The sequence below is a fragment of the Halomonas sp. SpR1 genome (assembly GCF_031010175.1).
GTDB lineage: Bacteria > Pseudomonadota > Gammaproteobacteria > Pseudomonadales > Halomonadaceae > Vreelandella.
In genome coordinates, this window is sequence record NZ_JAUAMB010000003.1 from 58,009 (window position 1) to 77,968 (window position 19,960).

The 19,960-nt window shown below is 58.9% G+C and carries 19 protein-coding genes; 9 read left to right on the forward strand and 10 right to left on the reverse strand.

Going from position 1 to position 19,960, the window contains the following annotated elements; translation table 11 throughout:
- The first annotated feature begins 53 nt into the window (after positions 1 to 53).
- Positions 54 to 560: a TRAP transporter small permease gene (locus tag QT231_RS03425; protein ID WP_308335532.1), complete on the forward strand. Its 507-nt coding sequence runs from the start codon at positions 54 to 56 to the stop codon at positions 558 to 560.
- The gene (locus tag QT231_RS03430) at positions 560 to 1,843 is read left to right on the forward strand and encodes a TRAP transporter large permease subunit (protein WP_308335533.1); all 1,284 of its coding nucleotides are present in this window, start codon (positions 560 to 562) and stop codon (positions 1,841 to 1,843) included. Before QT231_RS03425 ends, QT231_RS03430 begins: the two co-directional genes overlap by 1 nt.
- A gap of 101 nt (positions 1,844 to 1,944) precedes the next feature.
- On the opposite strand, the gene QT231_RS03435 is transcribed toward QT231_RS03430, so the two are convergent.
- On the reverse strand, positions 1,945 to 3,000 hold the full coding sequence (locus QT231_RS03435; RefSeq protein WP_308335534.1) for a substrate-binding domain-containing protein: 1,056 nt from the start codon (positions 2,998 to 3,000) through the stop codon (positions 1,945 to 1,947).
- Positions 3,001 to 3,129: 129 nt separating this feature from the next.
- Between QT231_RS03435 and QT231_RS03440 the strand changes: the two genes are divergently transcribed.
- Genes QT231_RS03440 through QT231_RS03460 form a run of 5 tightly spaced genes read left to right on the forward strand, consistent with a single transcriptional unit; the run spans position 3,130 to position 9,146 of the window.
- The gene (locus QT231_RS03440; RefSeq protein ID WP_308335535.1) at positions 3,130 to 3,624 is read left to right on the forward strand and encodes a formate dehydrogenase subunit gamma; all 495 of its coding nucleotides are present in this window, start codon (positions 3,130 to 3,132) and stop codon (positions 3,622 to 3,624) included.
- On the forward strand, positions 3,621 to 5,177 hold the full coding sequence (locus tag QT231_RS03445; protein WP_308335536.1) for an NADH-ubiquinone oxidoreductase-F iron-sulfur binding region domain-containing protein: 1,557 nt from the start codon (positions 3,621 to 3,623) through the stop codon (positions 5,175 to 5,177). The genes QT231_RS03440 and QT231_RS03445 overlap by 4 nt, the downstream gene beginning before the upstream one ends.
- Positions 5,174 to 8,065 carry a formate dehydrogenase subunit alpha gene (gene fdhF / locus QT231_RS03450; protein ID WP_308335537.1) on the forward strand — a complete coding sequence of 964 codons (2,892 nt, stop codon included), beginning with the start codon at positions 5,174 to 5,176 and terminating at the stop codon, positions 8,063 to 8,065. The genes QT231_RS03445 and fdhF overlap by 4 nt, the downstream gene beginning before the upstream one ends.
- The gene (fdhD, locus tag QT231_RS03455) at positions 8,062 to 8,889 is read left to right on the forward strand and encodes a formate dehydrogenase accessory sulfurtransferase FdhD (RefSeq protein WP_308335538.1); all 828 of its coding nucleotides are present in this window, start codon (positions 8,062 to 8,064) and stop codon (positions 8,887 to 8,889) included. Before fdhF ends, fdhD begins: the two co-directional genes overlap by 4 nt.
- 11 nt (positions 8,890 to 8,900) lie before the next feature.
- Positions 8,901 to 9,146: a formate dehydrogenase subunit delta gene (locus QT231_RS03460; protein WP_308335539.1), complete on the forward strand. Its 246-nt coding sequence runs from the start codon at positions 8,901 to 8,903 to the stop codon at positions 9,144 to 9,146.
- A 275-nt stretch (positions 9,147 to 9,421) separates the two neighbouring features.
- Here QT231_RS03460 and QT231_RS03465 read toward each other — a convergent pair whose 3' ends face one another.
- Positions 9,422 to 9,658, reverse strand: a complete 237-nt coding sequence (locus QT231_RS03465; protein WP_308335540.1) for a hypothetical protein — start codon at positions 9,656 to 9,658, stop codon at positions 9,422 to 9,424.
- On the opposite strand from QT231_RS03465, the gene ltrA reads away from it, so the two are divergent.
- The gene (gene ltrA / locus QT231_RS03470) at positions 9,657 to 11,045 is read left to right on the forward strand and encodes a group II intron reverse transcriptase/maturase (protein WP_308335541.1); all 1,389 of its coding nucleotides are present in this window, start codon (positions 9,657 to 9,659) and stop codon (positions 11,043 to 11,045) included. The genes QT231_RS03465 and ltrA overlap by 2 nt on opposite strands.
- 132 nt (positions 11,046 to 11,177) lie before the next feature.
- On the opposite strand, the gene QT231_RS03475 is transcribed toward ltrA, so the two are convergent.
- Positions 11,178 to 12,956, reverse strand: coding sequence for a methyl-accepting chemotaxis protein (locus QT231_RS03475; protein WP_308335542.1), 1,779 nt, complete (start codon positions 12,954 to 12,956; stop codon positions 11,178 to 11,180).
- A gap of 467 nt (positions 12,957 to 13,423) precedes the next feature.
- Here QT231_RS03475 and QT231_RS03480 point away from each other — a divergent pair, with 467 nt between their 5' ends.
- Positions 13,424 to 14,350: a YihY/virulence factor BrkB family protein gene (locus tag QT231_RS03480; RefSeq protein ID WP_308335543.1), complete on the forward strand. Its 927-nt coding sequence runs from the start codon at positions 13,424 to 13,426 to the stop codon at positions 14,348 to 14,350.
- A gap of 2 nt (positions 14,351 to 14,352) precedes the next feature.
- On the opposite strand, the gene ureG is transcribed toward QT231_RS03480, so the two are convergent.
- The 7 genes from ureG to QT231_RS03515 all read right to left on the reverse strand — a co-directional run bounded on the left by ureG (position 14,353) and on the right by QT231_RS03515 (position 19,814).
- The gene (gene ureG / locus QT231_RS03485; protein WP_308335544.1) at positions 14,353 to 14,991 is read right to left on the reverse strand and encodes an urease accessory protein UreG; all 639 of its coding nucleotides are present in this window, start codon (positions 14,989 to 14,991) and stop codon (positions 14,353 to 14,355) included.
- A 12-nt stretch (positions 14,992 to 15,003) separates the two neighbouring features.
- Positions 15,004 to 15,744, reverse strand: coding sequence for an urease accessory protein UreF (locus QT231_RS03490; protein ID WP_308335545.1), 741 nt, complete (start codon positions 15,742 to 15,744; stop codon positions 15,004 to 15,006).
- A complete protein-coding gene (gene ureE, locus QT231_RS03495; RefSeq protein ID WP_308335546.1) occupies positions 15,734 to 16,285 on the reverse strand; it encodes an urease accessory protein UreE in 552 nt (183 codons plus the stop codon). The genes QT231_RS03490 and ureE overlap by 11 nt, the downstream gene beginning before the upstream one ends.
- Positions 16,286 to 16,433: 148 nt before the next feature.
- Positions 16,434 to 18,149 (reverse strand): urease subunit alpha, encoded by a 1,716-nt coding sequence (gene ureC, locus QT231_RS03500; RefSeq protein ID WP_308335547.1) that lies wholly within the window; start codon positions 18,147 to 18,149, stop codon positions 16,434 to 16,436.
- Complete coding sequence (locus QT231_RS03505) at positions 18,146 to 18,466, reverse strand: urease subunit beta (protein ID WP_308335548.1); 321 nt, start codon at positions 18,464 to 18,466, stop codon at positions 18,146 to 18,148. The genes ureC and QT231_RS03505 overlap by 4 nt, the downstream gene beginning before the upstream one ends.
- 123 nt (positions 18,467 to 18,589) lie before the next feature.
- Positions 18,590 to 18,892, reverse strand: a complete 303-nt coding sequence (locus QT231_RS03510; protein WP_007112420.1) for an urease subunit gamma — start codon at positions 18,890 to 18,892, stop codon at positions 18,590 to 18,592.
- 37 nt (positions 18,893 to 18,929) lie between these two features.
- Entirely contained in the window at positions 18,930 to 19,814 is an 885-nt protein-coding gene (locus tag QT231_RS03515) for an urease accessory protein UreD (protein ID WP_308335549.1), read from the reverse strand.
- Between the last annotated feature and the right edge of the window lie 146 nt (positions 19,815 to 19,960).

Consider the following 19,960-nt stretch of genomic DNA (forward strand, 5'->3'; position numbering starts at 1 on the left):
ATAGCTAGAAAAAGAGCCAATTTTTACATTGGCTCTTTTTTGGAGCATAAAAAATGATTGTGAACATTAACAGGGTTATTCATAAAGTGGCCTATGGCTCTTTTCTTCTTGGCGTAGCGAGCGGTGTTAGCATGACCGCACTGATATTCATCAGTACATTAATGCGTTATCTGGGCGGGCGCCCCCTACGCTTTTCAGACGAACTCGCCGGCCTTCTCTTCTTATCACTCACCTTTCTTTGCCTTCCTCATGTGCTTAATCAGGGACGTCATATTCGAATTGAAATACTCATCAATTTAGTACCGTTAGGTATCGCCAAGGTAATGGATTTTATTGGTGTTATAACACTGCTTACCTTCTGCTCTATTTTTGCCTATGAGTCCTGGAATTTCATGAATTTCTCATTTTCGCTTAATTCACGCACGGACATTAGCGGCATTCTACTCTGGCCGTGGATGGCGATTATGCCGTTATCGATGGTGCTCTGCATGTTAGTTCAGATCACGCATGGCCTGAAGCAGCCAGCAGCCGACGCCACCTTAACAGAGGATGTCATTTAATGAGCTGGCTATTATTAAGTGGAAGCTTGGTTATATTTCTGACAAGTGGAGCCATCTTGGGGGCCGCGTTAGGGCTGACAGGCATACTGCTGCTCTATTTTCAGGCAAACGGAGCAACGCCCTTAGCCATTAACGCCACGTGGAACATGCTGACAGATTTCACCTTAAGTGCAGTCCCATTATTTATATTCCTGGGTGAAATACTGCTGGCAAGCGGCGTCTCCAAACGCGTCTATAATGGCCTTACTCCTCTGTTTGCCCGCGTCCCGGGCCAATTACTGCATACCAATATTGCCGTTTGCACGCTGTTTGGTGCAGTGAGTGGCTCCAGCACCTCTACGGCAGCGGCCATAGGGGCAGTGGGCTACCCGGAGCTTAAAAACAGAGGATACAATCCAAGCGTTGTGGTCGGCACGCTCGCGGCTGGAGGGACGCTTGGCCTGTTAATTCCCCCAAGCCTGGCGCTTATCATTTATGGCGCAACGCAAAATGTTTCCATCGGGAAGCTCTTTATCGCGGGTATGTTGCCGGGATTACTGATTGCTTGCGCCTTCTCCACATGGATTATTATACGCTCCCGAATTGGCAAGCCTGTCACACCAACGAGCAAAGAAGAAATAACCCGCTCGCATATTTTGAACGGCTTAAAAGAGATTTGGCCTCTCCCCATACTAATTTTCTTCGTGCTCGGTACGATTTACATGGGCATAGCAACGCCGACGGAGTCGGCAGCGCTTGGGGTGGTGGCCAGTATCGTACTTGGTTTGACGTGGGGAGATTTAACGTTAAAGCGCCTTTGGCTAGCGTTTAAGCATGCCTCTATCATGTTTACGGCTATCGGTATGATCCTAATTGGAACGGTTATCCTTTCTCAAGCGGTGAGCTTATTAGGTATTCCACGCGCAGCAGTAGAAACCATTGGCAACTTTGGTTTAGGCCCTTATGGCATATTGTTGATGATTGTTGTCATCTATATTGTTTTAGGATGCTTTTTCGATGGCATATCGCTACTGCTAATGACTCTTCCTATCACCTTCCCGATGATCACGAGTTTAGGATTTGATCCCATCTGGTTTGGTATTATTGTCACTCTGCTAATAGAGATAGGAATGATCACTCCACCTGTAGGCCTCAACCTTTTCGTCTTATCCTCAATCTCTAAAAATGAGGTCGATTTAACCGCTGCTGCGAAAGCATCGCTGCCTTATTGGCTGATCCTATTAGGTGCAGTGGGAATATTCACTCTATTCCCCAACATCATTCTCTGGTTCACTCATTACTGACAAGCCCGCAAGCCATCTCACCTTGAAGAACGCCCCGCTCTTTAGTTAAAGAGTGGGGCGTTTACGTTATCGACTGGCTTATTACGTTAATTCATGTAGCCTTATAAAAAGCTGGCAAGCTCGATCACGCAGCCACACTGGCTGGGACTATAGCCCGGCAGGCGCTGCACCGCCTCCTGGAAGGAAGCGCTGTGCAACGCTTGCAAAAAGTCGGCAAATTTAGGCTCTTTCAAAGAGCGATTGTGGCAGGCCAATAAATAGTCTTCCGTGGCCAGCGGCACAAAATCAAGCCCGAACCGCTGCGCGGCCGCTTCGACACCAAAACCTGCATCCGCCATTCCCGCCGCCACATAGGCCGCTACCGCAGAGTGGGTATACTCCTCAATCTCGTAACCGTTCACGTTGGCTGCTGAAATACCGGCCTCGGCCAGCAGGCTGTCCAGCAGTTCGCGGGTGCCTGACGATGCCTGACGGTTGATAAACGTGACCTGCCTTTCGGCCAGCGCTGCAACGCCATCAATGCCCAATGGGTTACCCGGCGCCACCATCAACCCCTGCTGGCGGGCGATAAACCCTATCAGCCGATGAGAACGGGGCTTTAGTAGTTGGCGGTATTTACGCCGTGCCTTTTCACCTACGGCGCCCCTGGGTAGATGACAGCCCGCCAGGTCGCAGCCATTGCGGTTAAGGGCCGCCAGTGCCTCCAGCGGGCTGCAGTACTGCAGGTCAATCTGCAACTCGCCCAAATGCTGCGGCAGCAGCTCTATCGCAAAACCGTGACTGGCGTGGAGACGCAGAACCGGGTGCACCCCTTCCTGGTGCTGCTGAATGGCAAGATTCAGCTCTGAGCTCAGGCTATCAAGCTGCGGGCTTAACCGAGCGGTGGCACGTTGTTCGGCCCACAGCAGCTTTTCACCCAGCGGTGATAATTGCGCCCCTCGCCCACGCGCCATGGCGACCAGGGAAACACCAAAGAACTCACCGCCCTGGCGCAGTAAATTCCACGCGTGACGATAGGAAATACCCGCCTCTTCGGCGGCATGGGTCAACTTGCCATGACGATGCACCGCCCCCAGCAAGCGCAGAAGGTTGGTATCGAGACGGTGCCCCTCTTCATCACTGAAGCACCAGGTGGGCGTTACCTTGATCCGTTTCATAGGCACACTATTTCATATTTTTAAGTCGATAACTTGATGCTAGCTTTGTCTTCACCGTGATGCACGTCTTTTTAAATATGAAAAGCAGTGCATATTTAAAACATAATAAGCAGTCGTGAGGAAGGCATCATGAACCATTCCCAGGAGTGGGCGCCCCAGGCAATTCAGGCCGAGGTCGACGCCCTGAAGCACAAGCCCGGCGCCCTGCTGCCGATCCTCCACGCCCTTCAGGATCGCATCGGCTTTATCCCCGAGGCAGCGGTGCCCATCATCGCCGATGCCCTGAACCAGACACGTGCTGAAGTGCACGGTGTCATCAGCTTCTACCACCATTTTCGCACCACGCCGCCGGGGCGCCACGTCGTGCAGATCTGCCGTGCGGAGGCGTGTCAGTCGGTAGGGGCGCGCCAGCTCGAAGCCCACGCCAAGGCACGCCTGGGGGTCGACTACCACCAGACCACGCCGGATCGCGAAATCACCCTCGAAGCCGTTTACTGCCTGGGCAACTGCGCCTGCGGCCCATCGATCCGCGTGGACGACAGCATACGCGGCCGCGTCACGCCGGAAGCCTTCGATGAATTGATGGATGAGCTACAAACCCGGCCGCTGGAGGTGATGGGATGAGCATTCGCGTTTTTGTCCCCCGCGATACCACCGCGCTTTCACTGGGTGCCGATGTGATCGCCAGCCGCCTGATGAGAGAGGCCGCCGCACGCGGCCAGTCAATCGCGCTGGTACGCAACGGCTCCCGCGGCCTTGCCTGGCTCGAGCCGCTGGTGGAAGTTGAAACCCCCATTGGGCGGTTCGCCTACGGGCCGGTCACACCTGCTGATGTGCCCTCGCTGCTCGACAACGGCCTGCTCGAGGGTAGCGTCAGCCACCCCCTGGCGCTGGGCCCCACCGAGGAGATTGACTACCTTGCCAAGCAGCAGCGCCTGACCTTCGCGCGTATCGGCATCACCGACCCGTTGTCGATTGACGACTATCGCGCCCACAGCGGTTTTTGCGGCCTGGCGTCAGCGCTGCAGCGCGAGCCACAGGACATTGTCGAGGAAGTCAAAGCCTCGGGCCTGCGCGGGCGCGGCGGGGCCGCCTTCCCGACCGGCATCAAGTGGCAGACGGTGCTCGATACGCCCGCCGACCAGAAATATATCGTCTGCAATGCCGACGAGGGCGATTCCGGCACTTTCGCCGATCGCCTGGCGATGGAGTGCGACCCTTACATGCTGATCGAAGGCATGACCATCGCCGGGCTTGCCGTTGAGGCAACCCAGGGCTATATCTACCTGCGCTCCGAATACCCACTGGCCAAGCAGGTGCTCGACGAGGCCATTGCCCGCGCCGAGCAGGCCGGTTACCTGGGCGACAACCTTTGCGGCAGTGGCCGTACCTTCCACCTGGAAGTCCGCCTCGGCGCCGGGGCCTATATCTGCGGTGAGGAAACCTCGCTACTCGAAAGCCTGGAAGGCAAGCGCGGCATGGTGCGCTTCAAGCCACCGCTGCCCGCCATCGAAGGGTTGTTTGGCCGCCCGACGGTGGTCAATAACGTGCTCTCGCTGGCCGCCGTACCGTTTATTCTGGCCGAAGGTGCCGAGGCCTACGCCACTCACGGCATGGGCCGCTCGCGGGGCACCCTGGCCCTGCAACTGGCAGGCAACGTCAAGCGTGGTGGTCTGGTGGAACTCGCCTTTGGCACCACCCTGCGCACGCTGATGGAGGAGTTCGGCGGCGGCACGCTCACCGACAGGCCCTTGCGCGCCGTCCAGGTGGGCGGGCCGCTGTGCGCCTACCTGCCCGAGAGCCAGTGGGACATGCCGCTGGATTACGAAACCTTCGCCGAGGTCGGCGCAGGCGTCGGCCACGGCGGCGTGGTGATGTTCGATGACAGCGTCGACATGGCCGAGCAGGCGCGCTTTTCGATGGAGTTCTGCAAGGTGGAGTCCTGCGGCAAGTGCACGCCCTGCCGGATCGGCTCAACCCGGGGCGTGGAGGTGATTGACCGCATTCGCGCCAACGACAATCGCGAGGCCAACCTCGCCCTGCTGAGCGATCTTTGCGAAACGATGGTGGATGGCTCGCTCTGCGCCATGGGCGGCATGGCCCCCTTCCCGGTGCAAAGCGCGCTCACACACTTCCCCGACGACTTCCAGCGGACGGCGAACGGAGACAGATCATGATCCAGCACTTCGACCCCAAGCAGCATGCCAAACAGGCCGAGCACAGCAAAGACCTCGGTACGCCCTTCCCTTCCCAAACCGTCGGCACTGCCTCGGTGAGCCTTGCTATCGACGGCGTGACGATCAGCGTGCCGGAGGGCACCTCGGTACTGCGCGCGGCGGCGCTGGCGGATATCAACATTCCCAAGCTGTGCGCCACCGACAGCCTTGAGCCTTTTGGCTCCTGCCGGCTCTGCGCCGTGCAGGTGGAGGGGCGCCGCGGCCTGCCCGCGGCCTGCACCACGCCGGTCGCAGAGGGCATGAAGGTGACCACCCAGAACGAGCGGCTGGCCAAGCTGCGCCGCAACGTAATGGAGCTGTACATCTCCGACCACCCGCTGGACTGCCTGACCTGCCCCGCCAACGGCGACTGCGAACTGCAGGACATGGCCGGCAGCGTCGGGCTGCGCGAGGTGCGCTACGGCTTTACGGGCGAGAACCATCTGGACGCTGTCAAGGACGAGTCCAACCCCTACTTCAGCTTCGATTCCAGCAAGTGCATCCTATGTTCACGCTGCGTGCGCGCCTGCGACGAAGTGCAGGGCACCTTCGCCCTGACCATTGACGGCCGCGGGTTCGACTCCAAAGTGTCGGCGGGCCAGAACAATGCCTTCATGGACTCGGACTGCGTTTCGTGTGGCGCCTGCGTGCAGGCCTGCCCCACGGCTACACTGATGGAAAAAAGCGTGATCGACCACGGCGTGCCGGATCGCAGCGTGGTCACCACCTGCGCCTACTGCGGCGTAGGCTGCTCGTTCGAGGCCCAGATGAAGGGCGACCAGCTGGTGCGCATGGTGCCCTACAAGGGCGGCGACGCCAATCACGGCCACTCCTGCGTCAAGGGGCGCTTTGCGTTCGGCTACGCCACCCATCCGGATCGCCTGACCACGCCGATGATTCGCGACAGCATCGACCAGCCCTGGCGCGAAGTCAGCTGGGAAGAAGCCATCGGCTTTGCCGCCAGCCGCCTGAAAGCAATTCAGGCCGAGCACGGCCGCGAGAGCATTGGCGGGATTACCTCATCGCGCTGCACCAACGAAGAGACCTACCTGGTGCAGAAGCTGATCCGCGCGGCGTTTGGCAACAACAATACCGACACCTGCGCGCGGGTCTGCCACTCGCCCACCGGCTACGGCCTGAAAACCACGCTGGGCGAATCTGCGGGTACCCAGACGTTTGATTCGGTGATGAAGGCCGACGCAATCATCGTCATCGGTGCCAACCCCACCGACGCTCACCCGGTGTTTGGCTCGCTGATGCGCAAGCGCCTGCGCCAGGGCGCCAAGCTGATCGTCGCCGACCCGCGCCGCATCGATCTGTTAAAAACCCCGCACCTGGGCGAGGCCCAGCACCTGCCGCTGCGTCCGGGCACCAACGTGGCGCTGGTCAACGCGCTGGGCCACGTGGTGGTGACGGAAGGTCTGGAAGACAAAGCGTTTGTCGCCAAGCGCTGCGACACCGATGCCTATAACCGCTGGCGTGAGTTTATTGCTGAACCGCGCCACTCCCCGGAGGCCAGCGAAGCCATTACCGGCGTGCCCGCCAAGGCCGTGCGTCAGGCAGCGCGCACCTACGCCTCGGCAGGCAACGGTGCCATCTACTACGGCCTGGGCGTCACCGAGCACAGCCAGGGCTCCACCATGGTGATGGGCATTGCCAACCTGGCCCTGGCCACCGGCAATATTGGCCGCGAGGGCGTGGGCGTGAACCCGCTGCGCGGCCAGAATAACGTCCAGGGTTCGTGTGACATGGGCTCCTTCCCTCACGAGCTGCCGGGCTACCAACACGTGGCCGACCCCATCGCCCGGGGCCGCTTTGAGTCCGTATGGGGCGTGACACTCGACGACGAGCCGGGGCTGCGCATTCCCAACATGTTCGACGCTGCCATCGAAGGCACCTTTAAAGCGCTTTACGTGCAGGGCGAAGATATCGCCCAGTCCGACCCCAACACCCAGCACGTCGAGGCGGCACTCACGTCGCTGGACTGCCTGATCGTGCAGGACATTTTCCTCAACGAAACGGCCAAATTCGCCCACGTGCTGCTGCCCGGTTCAAGCTTCCTGGAGAAGAACGGCACCTTCACCAACGCCGAGCGGCGCATCAACCGGGTACGCAAGGTGACGCCCCCGGTGGCCGGCAAGGAAGACTGGGAAGTCACCCAGGATCTGGCCAATGCGCTGGGCTACCCGATGCACTACACCCATCCGTCCGAGATCATGGACGAGATCGCTCAGTTGACGCCAAGCTTCGCGGGCGTTAGCTACGCCAAACTGGAGGAGCGCGGCAGCCTGCAGTGGCCCTGCAACGCCGAGTACCCGCTGGGCATGCCGACCATGCACGAGGTTGACTTCCCCATTGGCCTGGGGCGCTTTGCCATTACCGAGTACGTGGCCACTGAAGAGCGCGCTAACCGCCGCTTCCCGCTACTGCTCACCACCGGGCGGATTCTCAGCCAGTACAACGTGGGCGCCCAGACTCGGCGTACCGACAACCAGCGCTGGCACGATGAAGACGTGTTGGAACTGCACCCATCAGATGCGGAACTGCGCGGCGTGCGTGACGGCGACTGGCTGGGCATCACTAGTCGCTCTGGCCAGACAGTACTGCGCGCACGGCTCAGCGAGCGCATGCAGCCGGGCGTGGTCTACACCACCTTCCACCATCCTGGCAGCGGCGCCAACGTCATCACGACGGACAACTCGGACTGGGCCACCAACTGCCCGGAGTACAAGGTCACGGCGGTGCAGGTGGAAAAAGTCAGCCAACCCTCCGCCTGGCAGCAGCGCTTTAGCACGTTCGACCTGATCCAGCGTGACCACCTGGCCAACGCTCATCAGGAGGCGCCATGATCACCCACCACTCCCGCGATGCGGTAGCGCGCCAGCCGGTGGAGGTGCGCCGTGGCGCTAACGGCTGGTACACCGATACTCAGGAGGATCTACTGGCCCTGGAAAGGCCAGTGGCACTGGTCTACAACGGCATCTCCCATGCGGTGATGATGGCAAGTCCCGCAGACCTTGAGGATTTTGCCCTCGGCTTCAGCCTTTCCGAAGGAATCCTGGCAAATACCGATGAGTGCTACGACCTGGATATCCACGAAGCGCCCCAAGGCCTCACCGTTCACCTCACCATTGCCAGCCAGCGGATGGCTGAGCTCAAACAGCGGCGGCGCAGCCTGACGGGGCGAACCGGCTGCGGCCTGTGCGGCACCGAAGCCCTGGAGCAGGCCATTCGTCCGATCCCCTCTGTCATGGCGCCATCACTTAGCGATGCCGCCATTCAGCGCTCCCTGCAGGAACTGGCCTCTCACCAGCCGCTGCAGGCAGCCACTGGCGCTAGCCACGGTGCCGCCTGGTGCGATGCCCAGGGGCGCATCCAACGGCTCTGCGAAGATGTTGGCCGCCATAACGCGCTGGACAAATTGATTGGTGCCCTTGCCCGCGAGGCCCTTCCCCTCGGTGAAGGGTTCGCGCTGGTCACCAGCCGCGCCAGCTACGAGATGGTGCACAAATGTGCCAGTGCCGGTATTGGCGCCCTGGTGGCGGTTTCGGCGGCCACGGCGCTCGCGGTGGAGCAGGCCCAGACATCGGGGCTGCTACTGGCAGGCTTTGCGCGGCCCGGCCGCCATCTGATTTACCATCGCCCCTTCACGGCGGCTATTGCCCACGGCTGAGGAGACATGCAATGTCGTTGCAAAAAGATACCCACCTGATTCACATGACTAACCAGATCGCCGCTAACCTGGGGGGTGGTCGCGATGCAGAAACGGTCGCAGCGGCCACCTGTCACCACCTGGAAACCTTCTGGGCACGTTCAATGAAGCACCGTCTGGTGGCGACACTGGAATGCGAAGATAGCGAGCTTTCCCCCATGGCGCGGCGGGCCGTCACCCTGTTGGCGGAAAGGCTTGCAAAACGGCATGCCGGATAAGCGTTAACGTAACGGGGCTTGCCATCTGGCAAGCCCCGTTTTTATAGTGCGCCAGGCATGGCGCGCAGCGCCTTGACTGGCGCTGTTCCTGGGGGTGGTGCCTCAGGATGACTTGGGGGTGAAAGTCCCCTGCACGCCCGGCAAGGGGAAGTGCTAGCCGACGGCAAGGGTGTCTCCCGCGAGGGGGAATCTGAAGGCAGCCCGAGGCAAAACGCTGGCCTGACGAACAGGAAGCGGATACGAGGCGCTATGGCGGGGTGAGATGGCTATAATCATCAAAGCCCAGTACTTGCACGGAACGCCATAACGTAGATCCGACAGGCATAAGCGGGAAGGTCGCGCGTCTTACCCTGGGAGGTCTGGTGGTCTGCCACGGTGCTACCGGCGTCGAGAGGCGACGGGATGAACCACCAGACGTCAGCCGAGGCCATAGTAAGTGCCGGTTCACCCCGGCACCAAGGGCCGAACATGAAGAACCGCGAGTAGGCGATAACGTCTCGAGGATCGATCATGAAGACAGAAACCGACGCTAATACCGTCACTCACCCAGAGGGACAGGGGCAGCACTCCGCGTCCCAGCCGGTGAGCGTCGAGACGAGCCCGGCGTCGTTATCGTGGACGAAAGCGGAGCCAGCCTCGCTCATGGAACGGGTCGTTGACCCGGAGAACATGGCGCGAGCTTACCGTCGGGTGGTCACCAACAAGGGCGCACCGGGTGTCGATGGCATGACGGTGCATCAACTGGCTGACCACCTAAAGCAGCACTGGTCAACGCTGCGCGAGCGGCTATTGGCCGATGAGTATCACCCCAGCCCGATCCGAGCCGTCGCCATCCCCAAACCCAAGGGTGGGACGCGGCAGCTTGGCATTCCTACGGTTACCGACCGCTTAATCCAGCAAGCGCTGTCCCAGGTGCTCATGCCGATCTTCGACCCAGCGTTCTCCGCGTCGAGTTACGGCTACCGCCCCAAGCGCAGCGCTAAGCAGGCCGTCTCGGCCATGAAGGCCCACGTCACCGCCGGCCACCGCTGGGTGGTCGACCTTGATCTGGAAGCCTTCTTCGACCGAGTGAACCACGACCTGCTGATGGCACGGGTGGCGCGGCGCGTTGACGACAAGCGCGTGCTGCGTCTTATCCGCCGCTATCTGGAGGCGGGCATGTTCCAGCACGGCTTGCCCACGCCAAGACGGCAGGGAGCGCCCCAAGGCGGGCCACTCAGCCCGCTGCTGGCGAACATCCTGCTGGACGACATGGACAAGGAGCTTGAACACCGAGGCCACCGCTTCTGCCGCTACGCCGATGACGTGCAGGTGTATGTCAAAAGTCGGCGAGCAGGCGAGCGTGTCATGGAAAGCTTGAGTGAGTATCTCGAGAGCTCACTTCGGCTGACGGTCAGCCGCACGAAAAGTGCGGTGGATCGGCCATGGAAACGCGGCTATCTGGGCTACAGTCTTACTCGGCACAAGCAGTCGAAACTGACGCTAGCCAAGAGCAGCCTGAAGCGAATGATGCAGCGTGTCCGTGAGATCCTGAAGCGTGGGAGGGGGCGTCACATCCAGCGAGTGATCAAGGGGTTGGAACCCGTCCTGCGGGGTTGGGCCAACTACTTTGACCTCGTTGATGTAAAGCGCCCGCTGGAAGCGCTGGATCAATGGATACGCCGCCGCTTACGCGGCCTGATCTGGCGGCAATGGAAACGCCCAGCAACTCGGCGCCGGAAGTTAAAAGGGCTGGGCATAGACAGGCACCGTGCCTGGAAATCGGCGGGGAACGGTCGAGGCCCCTGGTGGAATGCCGGGGCTTCGCACATGAATCAGGCTCTGCCGAGGAAACGGTTCTACGATCAGGGCCTAATCTCGATACTCGATACGGTAAGATGGCTCAAGCGTTCTTCATGAACCGCCGTGGTACGAAACCGTCGGTCCGACGCTTCGGTGCCCGGTGGTGTGAGAGGACAGGGGAGGCAACTCCCCTTCCTACTCGATCCCATCGTTCATAAGTGCTGATATCACCAGCACTGATCATCAGCGTTAGAACTCTTCCCACTCATCTGCGGCATGCTTCGCCGGTGAGGGCTTTGAAGAGGGCTGTGATGAGGCGTGGGATGAAAGCGCAGGACGCTTCATGGCGCTATCGCTGCCACGCTGCTGAGGCGCCGGAGAGGCTAGCGCCTGATGCTGTGGCTCGTCTTCGCCGAGTACAAAGGAGTTGATTAGCTGATTCAGGTGCTCCGCATGGCGGCGCATATTGGCAGCGGCGGTGGTCGACTCTTGCACCATGGCGGCGTTCTGCTGGGTCATGGTGTCCATTTCGGCCACGGCGGTGTTGATCTGGCCGATACCGCTGCTCTGCTCTTTAGCGCCCGCGGTGATCTCACCGATTACGTCGGTGACTTTCGCCACGCTGGAGACAATCTCACGCATGGTGTCGCCCGCGCTACGCACCAGCTTCGCGCCCGATTCAGTGTGCTGAACAGACGTATCGATAAGGGCACGAATCTCTTTGGAAGCATCGCTCGAACGGCTGGCCAGCACCCGCACCTCTTGCGCCACCACGGCAAAGCCACGGCCATGCTCACCCGCCCGTGCAGCTTCCACTGAGGCGTTGAGCGCTAGAATATTGGTCTGGAAGGCAATTGAATCGATCATGCTGATAATATCACTAATGCGCGATGCGGAGTCGTTAATATCGCGCATGGTGCTCTCAACCTGCTCCATCGAGGTCTCACCTTCGCGGGCCACGTCAGCGGTGGAAAGCACCAGCGTATTGGCCTGCTGGGCGTTGTCGGCGCTGTGATTAACCGTCGAGGTGATCTCTTCCATGGAAGCCGAGGTTTGCTGCAGGTTAGCCGCTGCCTGTTCGGTGCGGGTGGCGAGTTCATCAGAGCTTTGTGAGATCTCCCCCGCCGCCTGGTGCACGCTAAGCGTACTGCGGCGCACATCGCGCAGTGTATTCTGCATCCTCGCCACAAAGGCATTGAACTGAACGCCAAGCTCGCCAATTTCGTCGCCGCTTTCAACTGCCAAGCGACGGGTTAAGTCACCACGTCCCTGGGCGATGTCTTGCATCGCCGCGGTAGTACGCTTGATTGGCCCCAGCGTGCGGCGCACCAAGGCATATGCGATCAGCGCAATCACTACAAATAGACCCAGCCCCAAAAGGGAGGCAAATATAATGCCTTGGCGCAAATCGGCGGCAGCCGCCGCTTCAAGCTCGGCAATGGCGTCGTCAGCATCGGTAACGTAAACCCCTGCACCAATGAGCCAGTCCCATTTTTCCAGGCGGTCAACGAAGGAGTGCTTGGGTTCAATTCGGTTGGTACCTGGGTAATCCCACATATAGCTGTAGAAGCCACCGCCGCTCTGGGCGAGCTTAATGATCTCGCGAATCAGGTAAGTGCCATCGGGGGTTTGCGCATCGATCATGTTGGTGCCTTCACGCTCCGGTGCAGGCGCCGTGACGATATTGTTACCGTCATAGTCGTAGATGAAGATGTAGTTGTTGTCTTCAAAGCGCATGGAACGCACCAGTTCGGCCACCCGCTGTTTGGCGGCCTCATCGTTGGCACCGGCTTGTTCGTAAATGGGCTCGATCGCAGACGTCGCCATTTGGACGATATCGCGCACCGCGTTGCGGCGCTCTTCAATCAGCATTTCACGCTGATTTGCCAAGGTATCGCGGGTGTCTTGGGCGTTGCTATAGGCTTTAAAGCCGACCAGCGCAACCGTTACTAACAGAAGGGGGAGCAGTACAAGCATCAGCACCTTGGTTTGTAAACCAAGGGCTCGTTTGGGAGAAGAAGTGGCCATTTGTGAGCAAGTTCCAGAGTCAGTCTTGAGTGGAGAATTTTTAGTAGTTATAGGGGCCCTATCGACCTGAAATGTACAAACTTTAACCATTTCACTGGTTTTTTCTGCTTAATTTTCAGTTAATTAGCAATTAATAATTAGGTTCATAACCTGAGTTAAGGTTATTGCTTGAGTAAACGTCCAATGTTGGGGTGTGGTGGCCAAGGACGGCCCGTTTTTAAGCAAGTCGCTTAACCACAATCTTCGGTTGCCCTGACCTTCCTACCGCCTGGTCAGGGCGACCTTTTTGTTTTTTGGGCTTCCCTTCATCTGAACCCCGACCCGTCCATTCCTGTGTTTCTTGTTCTTTGCCCTTGTTACTTGCTAGCACCATAGGCGTATCATGGCTCTAGGCTTTGTACGAAAACTGCCTGCGCTCGCTCGCCGACTTTTCGTACAAACCCTTGCGCACAAGGAGAATGGCAAGCATGGTTCAAAACCCCTCATTTTTTAGCGCTATCTTGCTCCTGCTCCCTCGGCTGGCTCACTTTACCTGGCGTGTATTAGGCAATTTCCTAAAAAATCACGGTATCTTGCTTGCTGGCGGCGTGGGCTACAATATTCTGCTCTCTATTGTGCCACTTTTCGCCGTACTGGTGGTGCTATTAACCCAGGTGGTAGATCAGCAGCACCTTCTCAATGTCCTGTCGATACAAGCACGCCATATGGCGCCTGCCCACGCCGAGGTCTTGGTTGAGGCCGTGCGCAGCCTGCTGGAATCCCGAGATGTGATCGGCATTCTGAGCTTTCCTGTCCTGTTACTGTTCAGCTCCTTCGCCTTTCGTATGCTCGAAGACGCTTTAGCGATTATTTTCCATGCGCCGGATAGCCCGCATATCAAGCGCAGCGTCTGGGTGTCAGTGCTGCTGCCTTATGCCTTTATGGTGGTACTCGGGGCGGCGCTTATGGTGCTCACGCTAGTGGTCACCCTGGCCAGTTCGCTGAATGCGCTGGTCATGGCCATTTTCGACCGAGAGCTGCCCTTGGCTGGGTTGTCAGAGCCAGTGCTTAACCTAGCCAGCTTCATCGGCGTTTTTCTACTCTTCAGCGCTATCTACAAAGTCCTGCCGGTGGTGCGTATCGCTTTACGCCGGGCAATCGTAGGCGGCTTTGTCGCGGCCCTAATGTGGGAGGGAGTTCGACTGTTACTGGTCTACTATTTCGCCAACCTGTCGTTCGTGAACGCCGTCTACGGTTCGCTGGCCACGCTGGTGATCGTGCTGATTAGCCTGGAAGTGGGCGCCATCATTTTACTGCTCGGCGCCCAGGTGATTGCCGAACTGGAACGCAATACCCGCCTTGGCTTGCCCTGGTACGTCGATCCAAATCGCCAGCCGATTACGCGGGTCGATTGACGTTAGCTTGCGGTCGCTGCAGCCTTTGGGCGCCGCTCATCAAGCATCCCTTTATCGAGAATAAAGCGGATGATCTCTTCCAGCCCCACCCCGTCATACAGGTTGGTAAACACAAAGGGCCGTTCGCCGCGCATTTTCTTGGAATCGCGCTCCATGATGTCTAACGACGCGTGTACCTGCTCGGCGATGTCGATCTTGTTGATGATCAGCAGGTCAGATTTGGTGATACCGGGGCCACCTTTGCGGGGGATTTTGTCGCCGGCGGAGACGTCGATCACGTAGAGCGTGAGATCGGAAAGCTCGGGGCTGAAGGTTGCCGAGAGGTTGTCGCCGCCAGACTCGACCATCACCAGTTCCAGCTTCGGGTGCCGCGCCTGTAATTCATCAATGGCCGCCAGATTCATGGAGGCGTCTTCGCGGATCGCAGTATGCGGGCAGCCGCCGGTCTCTACGCCAAGAATACGATCCGCAGGCAGGGCATCGTGCTTAAGCAAAAAGTCGGCATCTTCGCGGGTGTAGATGTCATTGGTGACCACGGCGATATCGTAGTAATCCCGCAGCGCTAAACAGAGCTGCTTGAGTAGTGCGGTTTTGCCAGACCCTACTGGGCCACCCACACCAATACGTAAACAGTGCGTCATGATAAAAGTCTCCTAACTTCTAAACAGTCGTGAATACTGGGTTTCGTGTAAGGCGCTTGCCAGGGCTAAGCCGGGCAGCACGGGGCCAAGTTCGTCGTCATCTAGTGTCAGCGCCTGATTAACGGCATCGACTAAGGCTGGCCGCAATTGCTCAATCACCCGCTGGGCAGCGGTGTGGCCTAGCGGCAGTGCTTTGCAGGCCACCGCCAGTTGGTTCTCCAGCCACGCCCAGGCAAAGCCCAGCAAGGTTTGTCGAACGGATACGCCGCGGGCATGCGCCGTATAGGCAAACAACGTCACATAGCCAGGCTTAGGTGGTAATAATGGCGCAAGCAAGGGCAGTAGTGAGTCCTCACTTGGCTGTTCATCTTTGGGTAATAGATCCAAGCTGGCCAGCAGGCGTTTTAGCGAAGCGCCCAGGCGGCTATCTTCACCGGCTAACTCAGCAGTTTCCCGCGTGGCAGCCAGCCACTCGTCCCAGGCTGCGATTGATTGGCTGTCCGCCTGGTCAAATGCTTCATGCAGCCGCGCTAGCACCGGCAGTTCGCAGCGGGTTAGGCCATCTTCCAAGACGCCATTTAGCCACTCGGCTAGGCTTGCCTCATCGCGCACCCAGTCCAGCTCAAAGGCGCTTTCCAGGCCTTGGGAGAAGGCAAAAGCACCGATGGGTAGCGCAGGGCTGACCAGTTGCATTAAGCCTAGCAGCGCCAACTCATCGCTTTGGCTTTCTAGCGCGGCTGAATCAGTGGGCATGGTGGTGCTCATGTGCGTGGTCGTGGTCGTGGTCGTGGTCGTGAGAATGCCCATGGTCGTGGGAATGGCCATGACCGTGTGAATGGGAATGCCCGCCGCCCACTTGGTTATAGGCGCCGGGCTCTGGGTCGAAGGTGGCGTTGTGGTGCTCTAGTTCGGCACCCAGCAGTTCGGCGAGCTCTTCCAGCACGTGGTCTGGCGGAAAGCGCACCCAAGCGCCTTTTTCGTCTTCACCCAGCGCTAATTGAACATGACGGTTGCCTAAGTGGTAAGCAAGCCGCGCCAGCGGTAAGCCAGCACTCACTCGCGCGGTAACCACCGGCTCTACTGCCGCGCATACGCGCACGACTTCGCCACTTTCGGCTTTCAGGCCTTCACCGCTGCGCAGCACCGGGCCGCGATCCAGAAACAGTCCCAGTTCACGGCCATTATCGCTTTGCGTTTTTAAGCGTCCGCGGATGCGTAGCTCGAAAGGTAGAGTCAGCGTGTCGCTGGCAGCGCTCTCCTCTATCGGCCCTAAACGTTCTATTAGTTTTAGCATGACTAGCGTCCTTTCTCGCTCGTTGCGGCTGTGCCGGGGGTAGGCCGTAGAGAGGGTCTTTTGCCATGGATGGCAAAAGTAGCGTACACGGACGTATTCACAGCGCCCTCTCGTAGGTCTACCCCCGGCACCCCGGATAATAGCTCAATCAAAACAAGTGATAACGCTGAGCCAACGGCAGGTCGGTTGCGGGCTCGCAGGTTAAAATTTCGCCATCGCAGCGCACTTCGTAGGTCTGCGGGTCGACGGTTAAATCGGGGCAGGCGTCGTTGAGCTTCATATCCTGCTTGCGCACTTGGCGTACGTTTTTGCACGCCGCCAGTTGGCTATTGAGGCCTAATGTCTCTTTAATGCCAGCGTCTAACGCAGCTTGGCTAACGAAGCTGAGCCGGGTCTGGCTAGCCGCTCGGCCTAATGCACCAAACATATAGCGGTAGTGCACCGGCTGGGGAGTCGGAATCGAGGCGTTGGGGTCGCCCATGGGCGCCGCCGCAATCATGCCGCCTTTAATCATCATCGCCGGTTTTACGCCGAAAAAGGCCGGTTTCCACAGCACTAGATCCGCCAGCTTACCCACTTCGATAGAGCCTACTTCATGGGCAATACCGTGGGTGATCGCCGGGTTAATGGTGTACTTGGCGATATAGCGCTTGGCGCGGAAGTTATCGGCGCCCAGAGCTTCGTCTTCTGGCAGCAGGCCGCGCTGTACCTTCATCTTATGCGCGGTTTGCCAGGTACGGCAGACCACTTCACCGACCCGCCCCATAGCTTGGGAGTCTGAGGCGATCATCGAGATCACGCCCAGATCGTGCAGGATATCTTCAGCGGCGATGGTTTCGCGGCGAATGCGCGAGTCGGCAAAGGCCACGTCTTCTGGAATGTTGGGGTCGAGGTGGTGGCACACCATCAGCATATCGAGGTGTTCGTCGATAGTGTTGACTGTGTAGGGCCGCGTTGGGTTGGTGGAAGACGGCAACACATAGGCTTTCGAGCAGGCAGTGAGGATATCCGGGGCGTGCCCGCCACCCGCGCCTTCGGTGTGGTAGGTGTGAATGCAGCGCTCATTAAACGCCGCCAAGGTGTCTTCCACAAAGCCCGATTCGTTCAGGGTGTCGGTGTGGATCGCTACCTGCACATCGTAAGCATCGGCGACGTTGAGGCAGTTATTGATAGAGGCAGGCGTGGTGCCCCAATCTTCGTGGAGCTTGAGGCCCATGGCGCCCGCTTGGAGCTGTAGTTCCAGAGATTCCGGCAGGCTGGCGTTGCCTTTGCCCAGAAAGCCAATGTTCATGGGCATATCGTCCACCGCCTGCAGCATTTTGCCAATATGCCAGGCGCCGGGGGTGCAGGTGGTGGCGTTAGTGCCGGTGGCCGGGCCGGTGCCGCCGCCGAGCATCGTGGTAATGCCACTCATCAGCGCTTCTTCCACCAGCTGCGGGCAGACAAAATGGATATGGGCATCCAGGGCGCCTGCGGTGAGAATCTTGCCTTCTCCGGCGATGATTTCGGTGCCGGGGCCAATCACGATCTCTACATCCGGCTGGGTGTCCGGATTGCCCGCTTTGCCAATCGCGGCGATGCGGCCGTTTTGAATGCCCACATCGGCTTTAACGATGCCCCACCAGTCTAGAATCAGCGCATTGGTGATGACTGTATCCATCACCGTGTCGTCGGCACGCTGACTCTGACCCATGCCGTCGCGGATGACTTTGCCACCGCCGAACTTCACTTCATCGCCGTAGTGGGTGGCGTCTTTTTCGACTTCAATCCATAGGTCGGTATCGCCCAGGCGCACACGGTCGCCTACCGTTGGGCCGTACATATCGGCGTAAGCCTGCCGACTGATCTTGTTAACCGGATTCATTGCTTACCTCCATCAAGCGCACCCATCACATCGCCACGGAAGCCGTAAATTTCCCGCTTGCCCACATAGGGAATCAGCGTGACTTCACGGGTTTGGCCAGGCTCAAAGCGAATCGCCGTGCCTGCGGCCACGTCCAAGCGGTAACCGCGCGCCTTGGCGCGATCAAAGGTCAGTGCGGGATTGGCTTCGGCAAAGTGGTAGTGAGAGCCGATCTGAATCGGCCGGTCGCCGGTATTGGCCACTTCGATGTTAATTCGCTCACGCCCTACGCAGAGCTCAATATCACCGTCTTTTAACTTGTACTCACCGGGAATCATTTGGTTGCTCCTTCGTTTTGTTGTGAGGTGTAAGGAGTAAGATGTGAGGAGTAAAACCACTCACCCCTAACCATTCACCCCTCACCCCTCACCCTTAACCCCTCACTCCTCACAATTAACCCCTCACACAATAGGTGTATGAACAGTGACCAGCTTGGTGCCGTCGGGGAAAGTGGCTTCCACTTGCACGTCGTCGATCATTTCAGCGACGCCTTCCATCACGTCGTCGCGGCTAAGGATCTCGCGGCCATAGCTCATTAAATCAGCTACGCTGCGGCCATCCCGGGCGCCTTCCATAATCTCAAAGCTGATCAACGCTACCGCTTCGGGGTAGTTGAGCTTTAAACCGCGGGCTTTGCGGCGCTCGGCCAGTTGGGCGGCGGAGAACAGCAGCAGCTTGTCTTTATCTCTCGGGGTTAATTCCATGGCATATGTCTCCAGCAGTGCATCACAGGGATACTGATTAGGTAAGCCAAATCCGTGGCGTATGCGCGGCGCGGTCTATCCAACGGGGGCGCAGCAGGTGCCAGGCCTGTTCACACAGCGCCCAGGCTTCGTTACGCGAGTTGCCGAGATAGCGCAGCAGTAGAACGCCATGACGGACGGTGACCGCCCAGCGTGGGTTATCCGGCAGCGCTTCACGCAGGGCATCAATCGCCGCTGGCGCGTCAGAAATGCCTACCGCCCATAGCGTCGCTTGCACGGTGGCACCGCCTTGGCCCCAACGACCTTTAAAGCGTGGGTGAAGCGGATCAAGCGGCTGGCGCTCTAGCCACAGCGGCTTGCCGTCCAGGGTTAAGCGAAAGTGCTGCTCAATCCGCCCGGAAATATAAGGCAACTCGCTGGCCGGGCGGCCTAGCGCCATCACTTCCCAGCCTAGGCAACGGGCGCTGCCGTGAAGGTCAATCTGGGTGCGCTGCTCGCCCTTGGAGCCATCAAAGGCGATGGTCTCCTGGGGCAGCCACTCAAGGGTGCCGCCATCTTCAACGCTCAACCGGGTGTGCTGTGTCCAGGCAACGCCCTGGCTGTCGGCTTTATAGAGTTTATTGGCGGCTGGCGTGGTGAGTAGCGCATGGGCACCATGCTCTACATGGGCGCTGATGGTAAGTGCATCGCCGCTGACCAAACCACCCGGCGGGTGCAGGACGTAGATATGGCACGCCTCATCACTGCCTTCCGGGTAAAACGGGCGCTGCACCCGTAGCGGCCCGGCGTGACGAGCTTGCACCATGCGGGTGGCGCCGTCGCGGTTGGCAAAGCGTAACGCCAACGAAGCCGCCCAATGGCGGCCTTCGTCGAAGCGGTGGCCGGAGGCTACTTGTGGTTTTGCGAGGTCGCACAGAATCATGGGTAGCTATCGCTTCCTTTTCACTAAGCCTTTGGCAGACAGATATTCACTGTGCCTTTAACTTAATAGAAGCAATTAATGCGCCAAAATGGTGAAAAACCCTATTGAGCGATCAATTCGGGAATTTAAGTCTAACGACATGGCGA

Coding starts and splice junctions, on each gene's coding strand:
- QT231_RS03460 (WP_308335539.1), top strand. CDS start 8,901: ATGTCGTTGCAAAAAGATACCCACCTGATTCACATGACTAACCAGATC.
- ltrA (WP_308335541.1), top strand. CDS start 9,657: ATGAAGACAGAAACCGACGCTAATACCGTCACTCACCCAGAGGGACAG.
- fdhD (WP_308335538.1), top strand. CDS start 8,062: ATGATCACCCACCACTCCCGCGATGCGGTAGCGCGCCAGCCGGTGGAG.
- fdhF (WP_308335537.1), top strand. CDS start 5,174: ATGATCCAGCACTTCGACCCCAAGCAGCATGCCAAACAGGCCGAGCAC.
- QT231_RS03440 (WP_308335535.1), top strand. CDS start 3,130: ATGAACCATTCCCAGGAGTGGGCGCCCCAGGCAATTCAGGCCGAGGTC.
- QT231_RS03510 (WP_007112420.1), bottom strand. CDS start 18,892: ATGGAATTAACCCCGAGAGATAAAGACAAGCTGCTGCTGTTCTCCGCC.
- QT231_RS03505 (WP_308335548.1), bottom strand. CDS start 18,466: ATGATTCCCGGTGAGTACAAGTTAAAAGACGGTGATATTGAGCTCTGC.
- QT231_RS03515 (WP_308335549.1), bottom strand. CDS start 19,814: ATGATTCTGTGCGACCTCGCAAAACCACAAGTAGCCTCCGGCCACCGC.
- QT231_RS03490 (WP_308335545.1), bottom strand. CDS start 15,744: ATGCCCACTGATTCAGCCGCGCTAGAAAGCCAAAGCGATGAGTTGGCG.
- QT231_RS03475 (WP_308335542.1), bottom strand. CDS start 12,956: ATGGCCACTTCTTCTCCCAAACGAGCCCTTGGTTTACAAACCAAGGTG.
- QT231_RS03425 (WP_308335532.1), top strand. CDS start 54: ATGATTGTGAACATTAACAGGGTTATTCATAAAGTGGCCTATGGCTCT.
- QT231_RS03480 (WP_308335543.1), top strand. CDS start 13,424: ATGGTTCAAAACCCCTCATTTTTTAGCGCTATCTTGCTCCTGCTCCCT.
- QT231_RS03430 (WP_308335533.1), top strand. CDS start 560: ATGAGCTGGCTATTATTAAGTGGAAGCTTGGTTATATTTCTGACAAGT.
- QT231_RS03465 (WP_308335540.1), bottom strand. CDS start 9,658: ATGATCGATCCTCGAGACGTTATCGCCTACTCGCGGTTCTTCATGTTC.
- QT231_RS03445 (WP_308335536.1), top strand. CDS start 3,621: ATGAGCATTCGCGTTTTTGTCCCCCGCGATACCACCGCGCTTTCACTG.
- ureG (WP_308335544.1), bottom strand. CDS start 14,991: ATGACGCACTGTTTACGTATTGGTGTGGGTGGCCCAGTAGGGTCTGGC.
- ureE (WP_308335546.1), bottom strand. CDS start 16,285: ATGCTAAAACTAATAGAACGTTTAGGGCCGATAGAGGAGAGCGCTGCC.
- ureC (WP_308335547.1), bottom strand. CDS start 18,149: ATGAATCCGGTTAACAAGATCAGTCGGCAGGCTTACGCCGATATGTAC.
- QT231_RS03435 (WP_308335534.1), bottom strand. CDS start 3,000: ATGAAACGGATCAAGGTAACGCCCACCTGGTGCTTCAGTGATGAAGAG.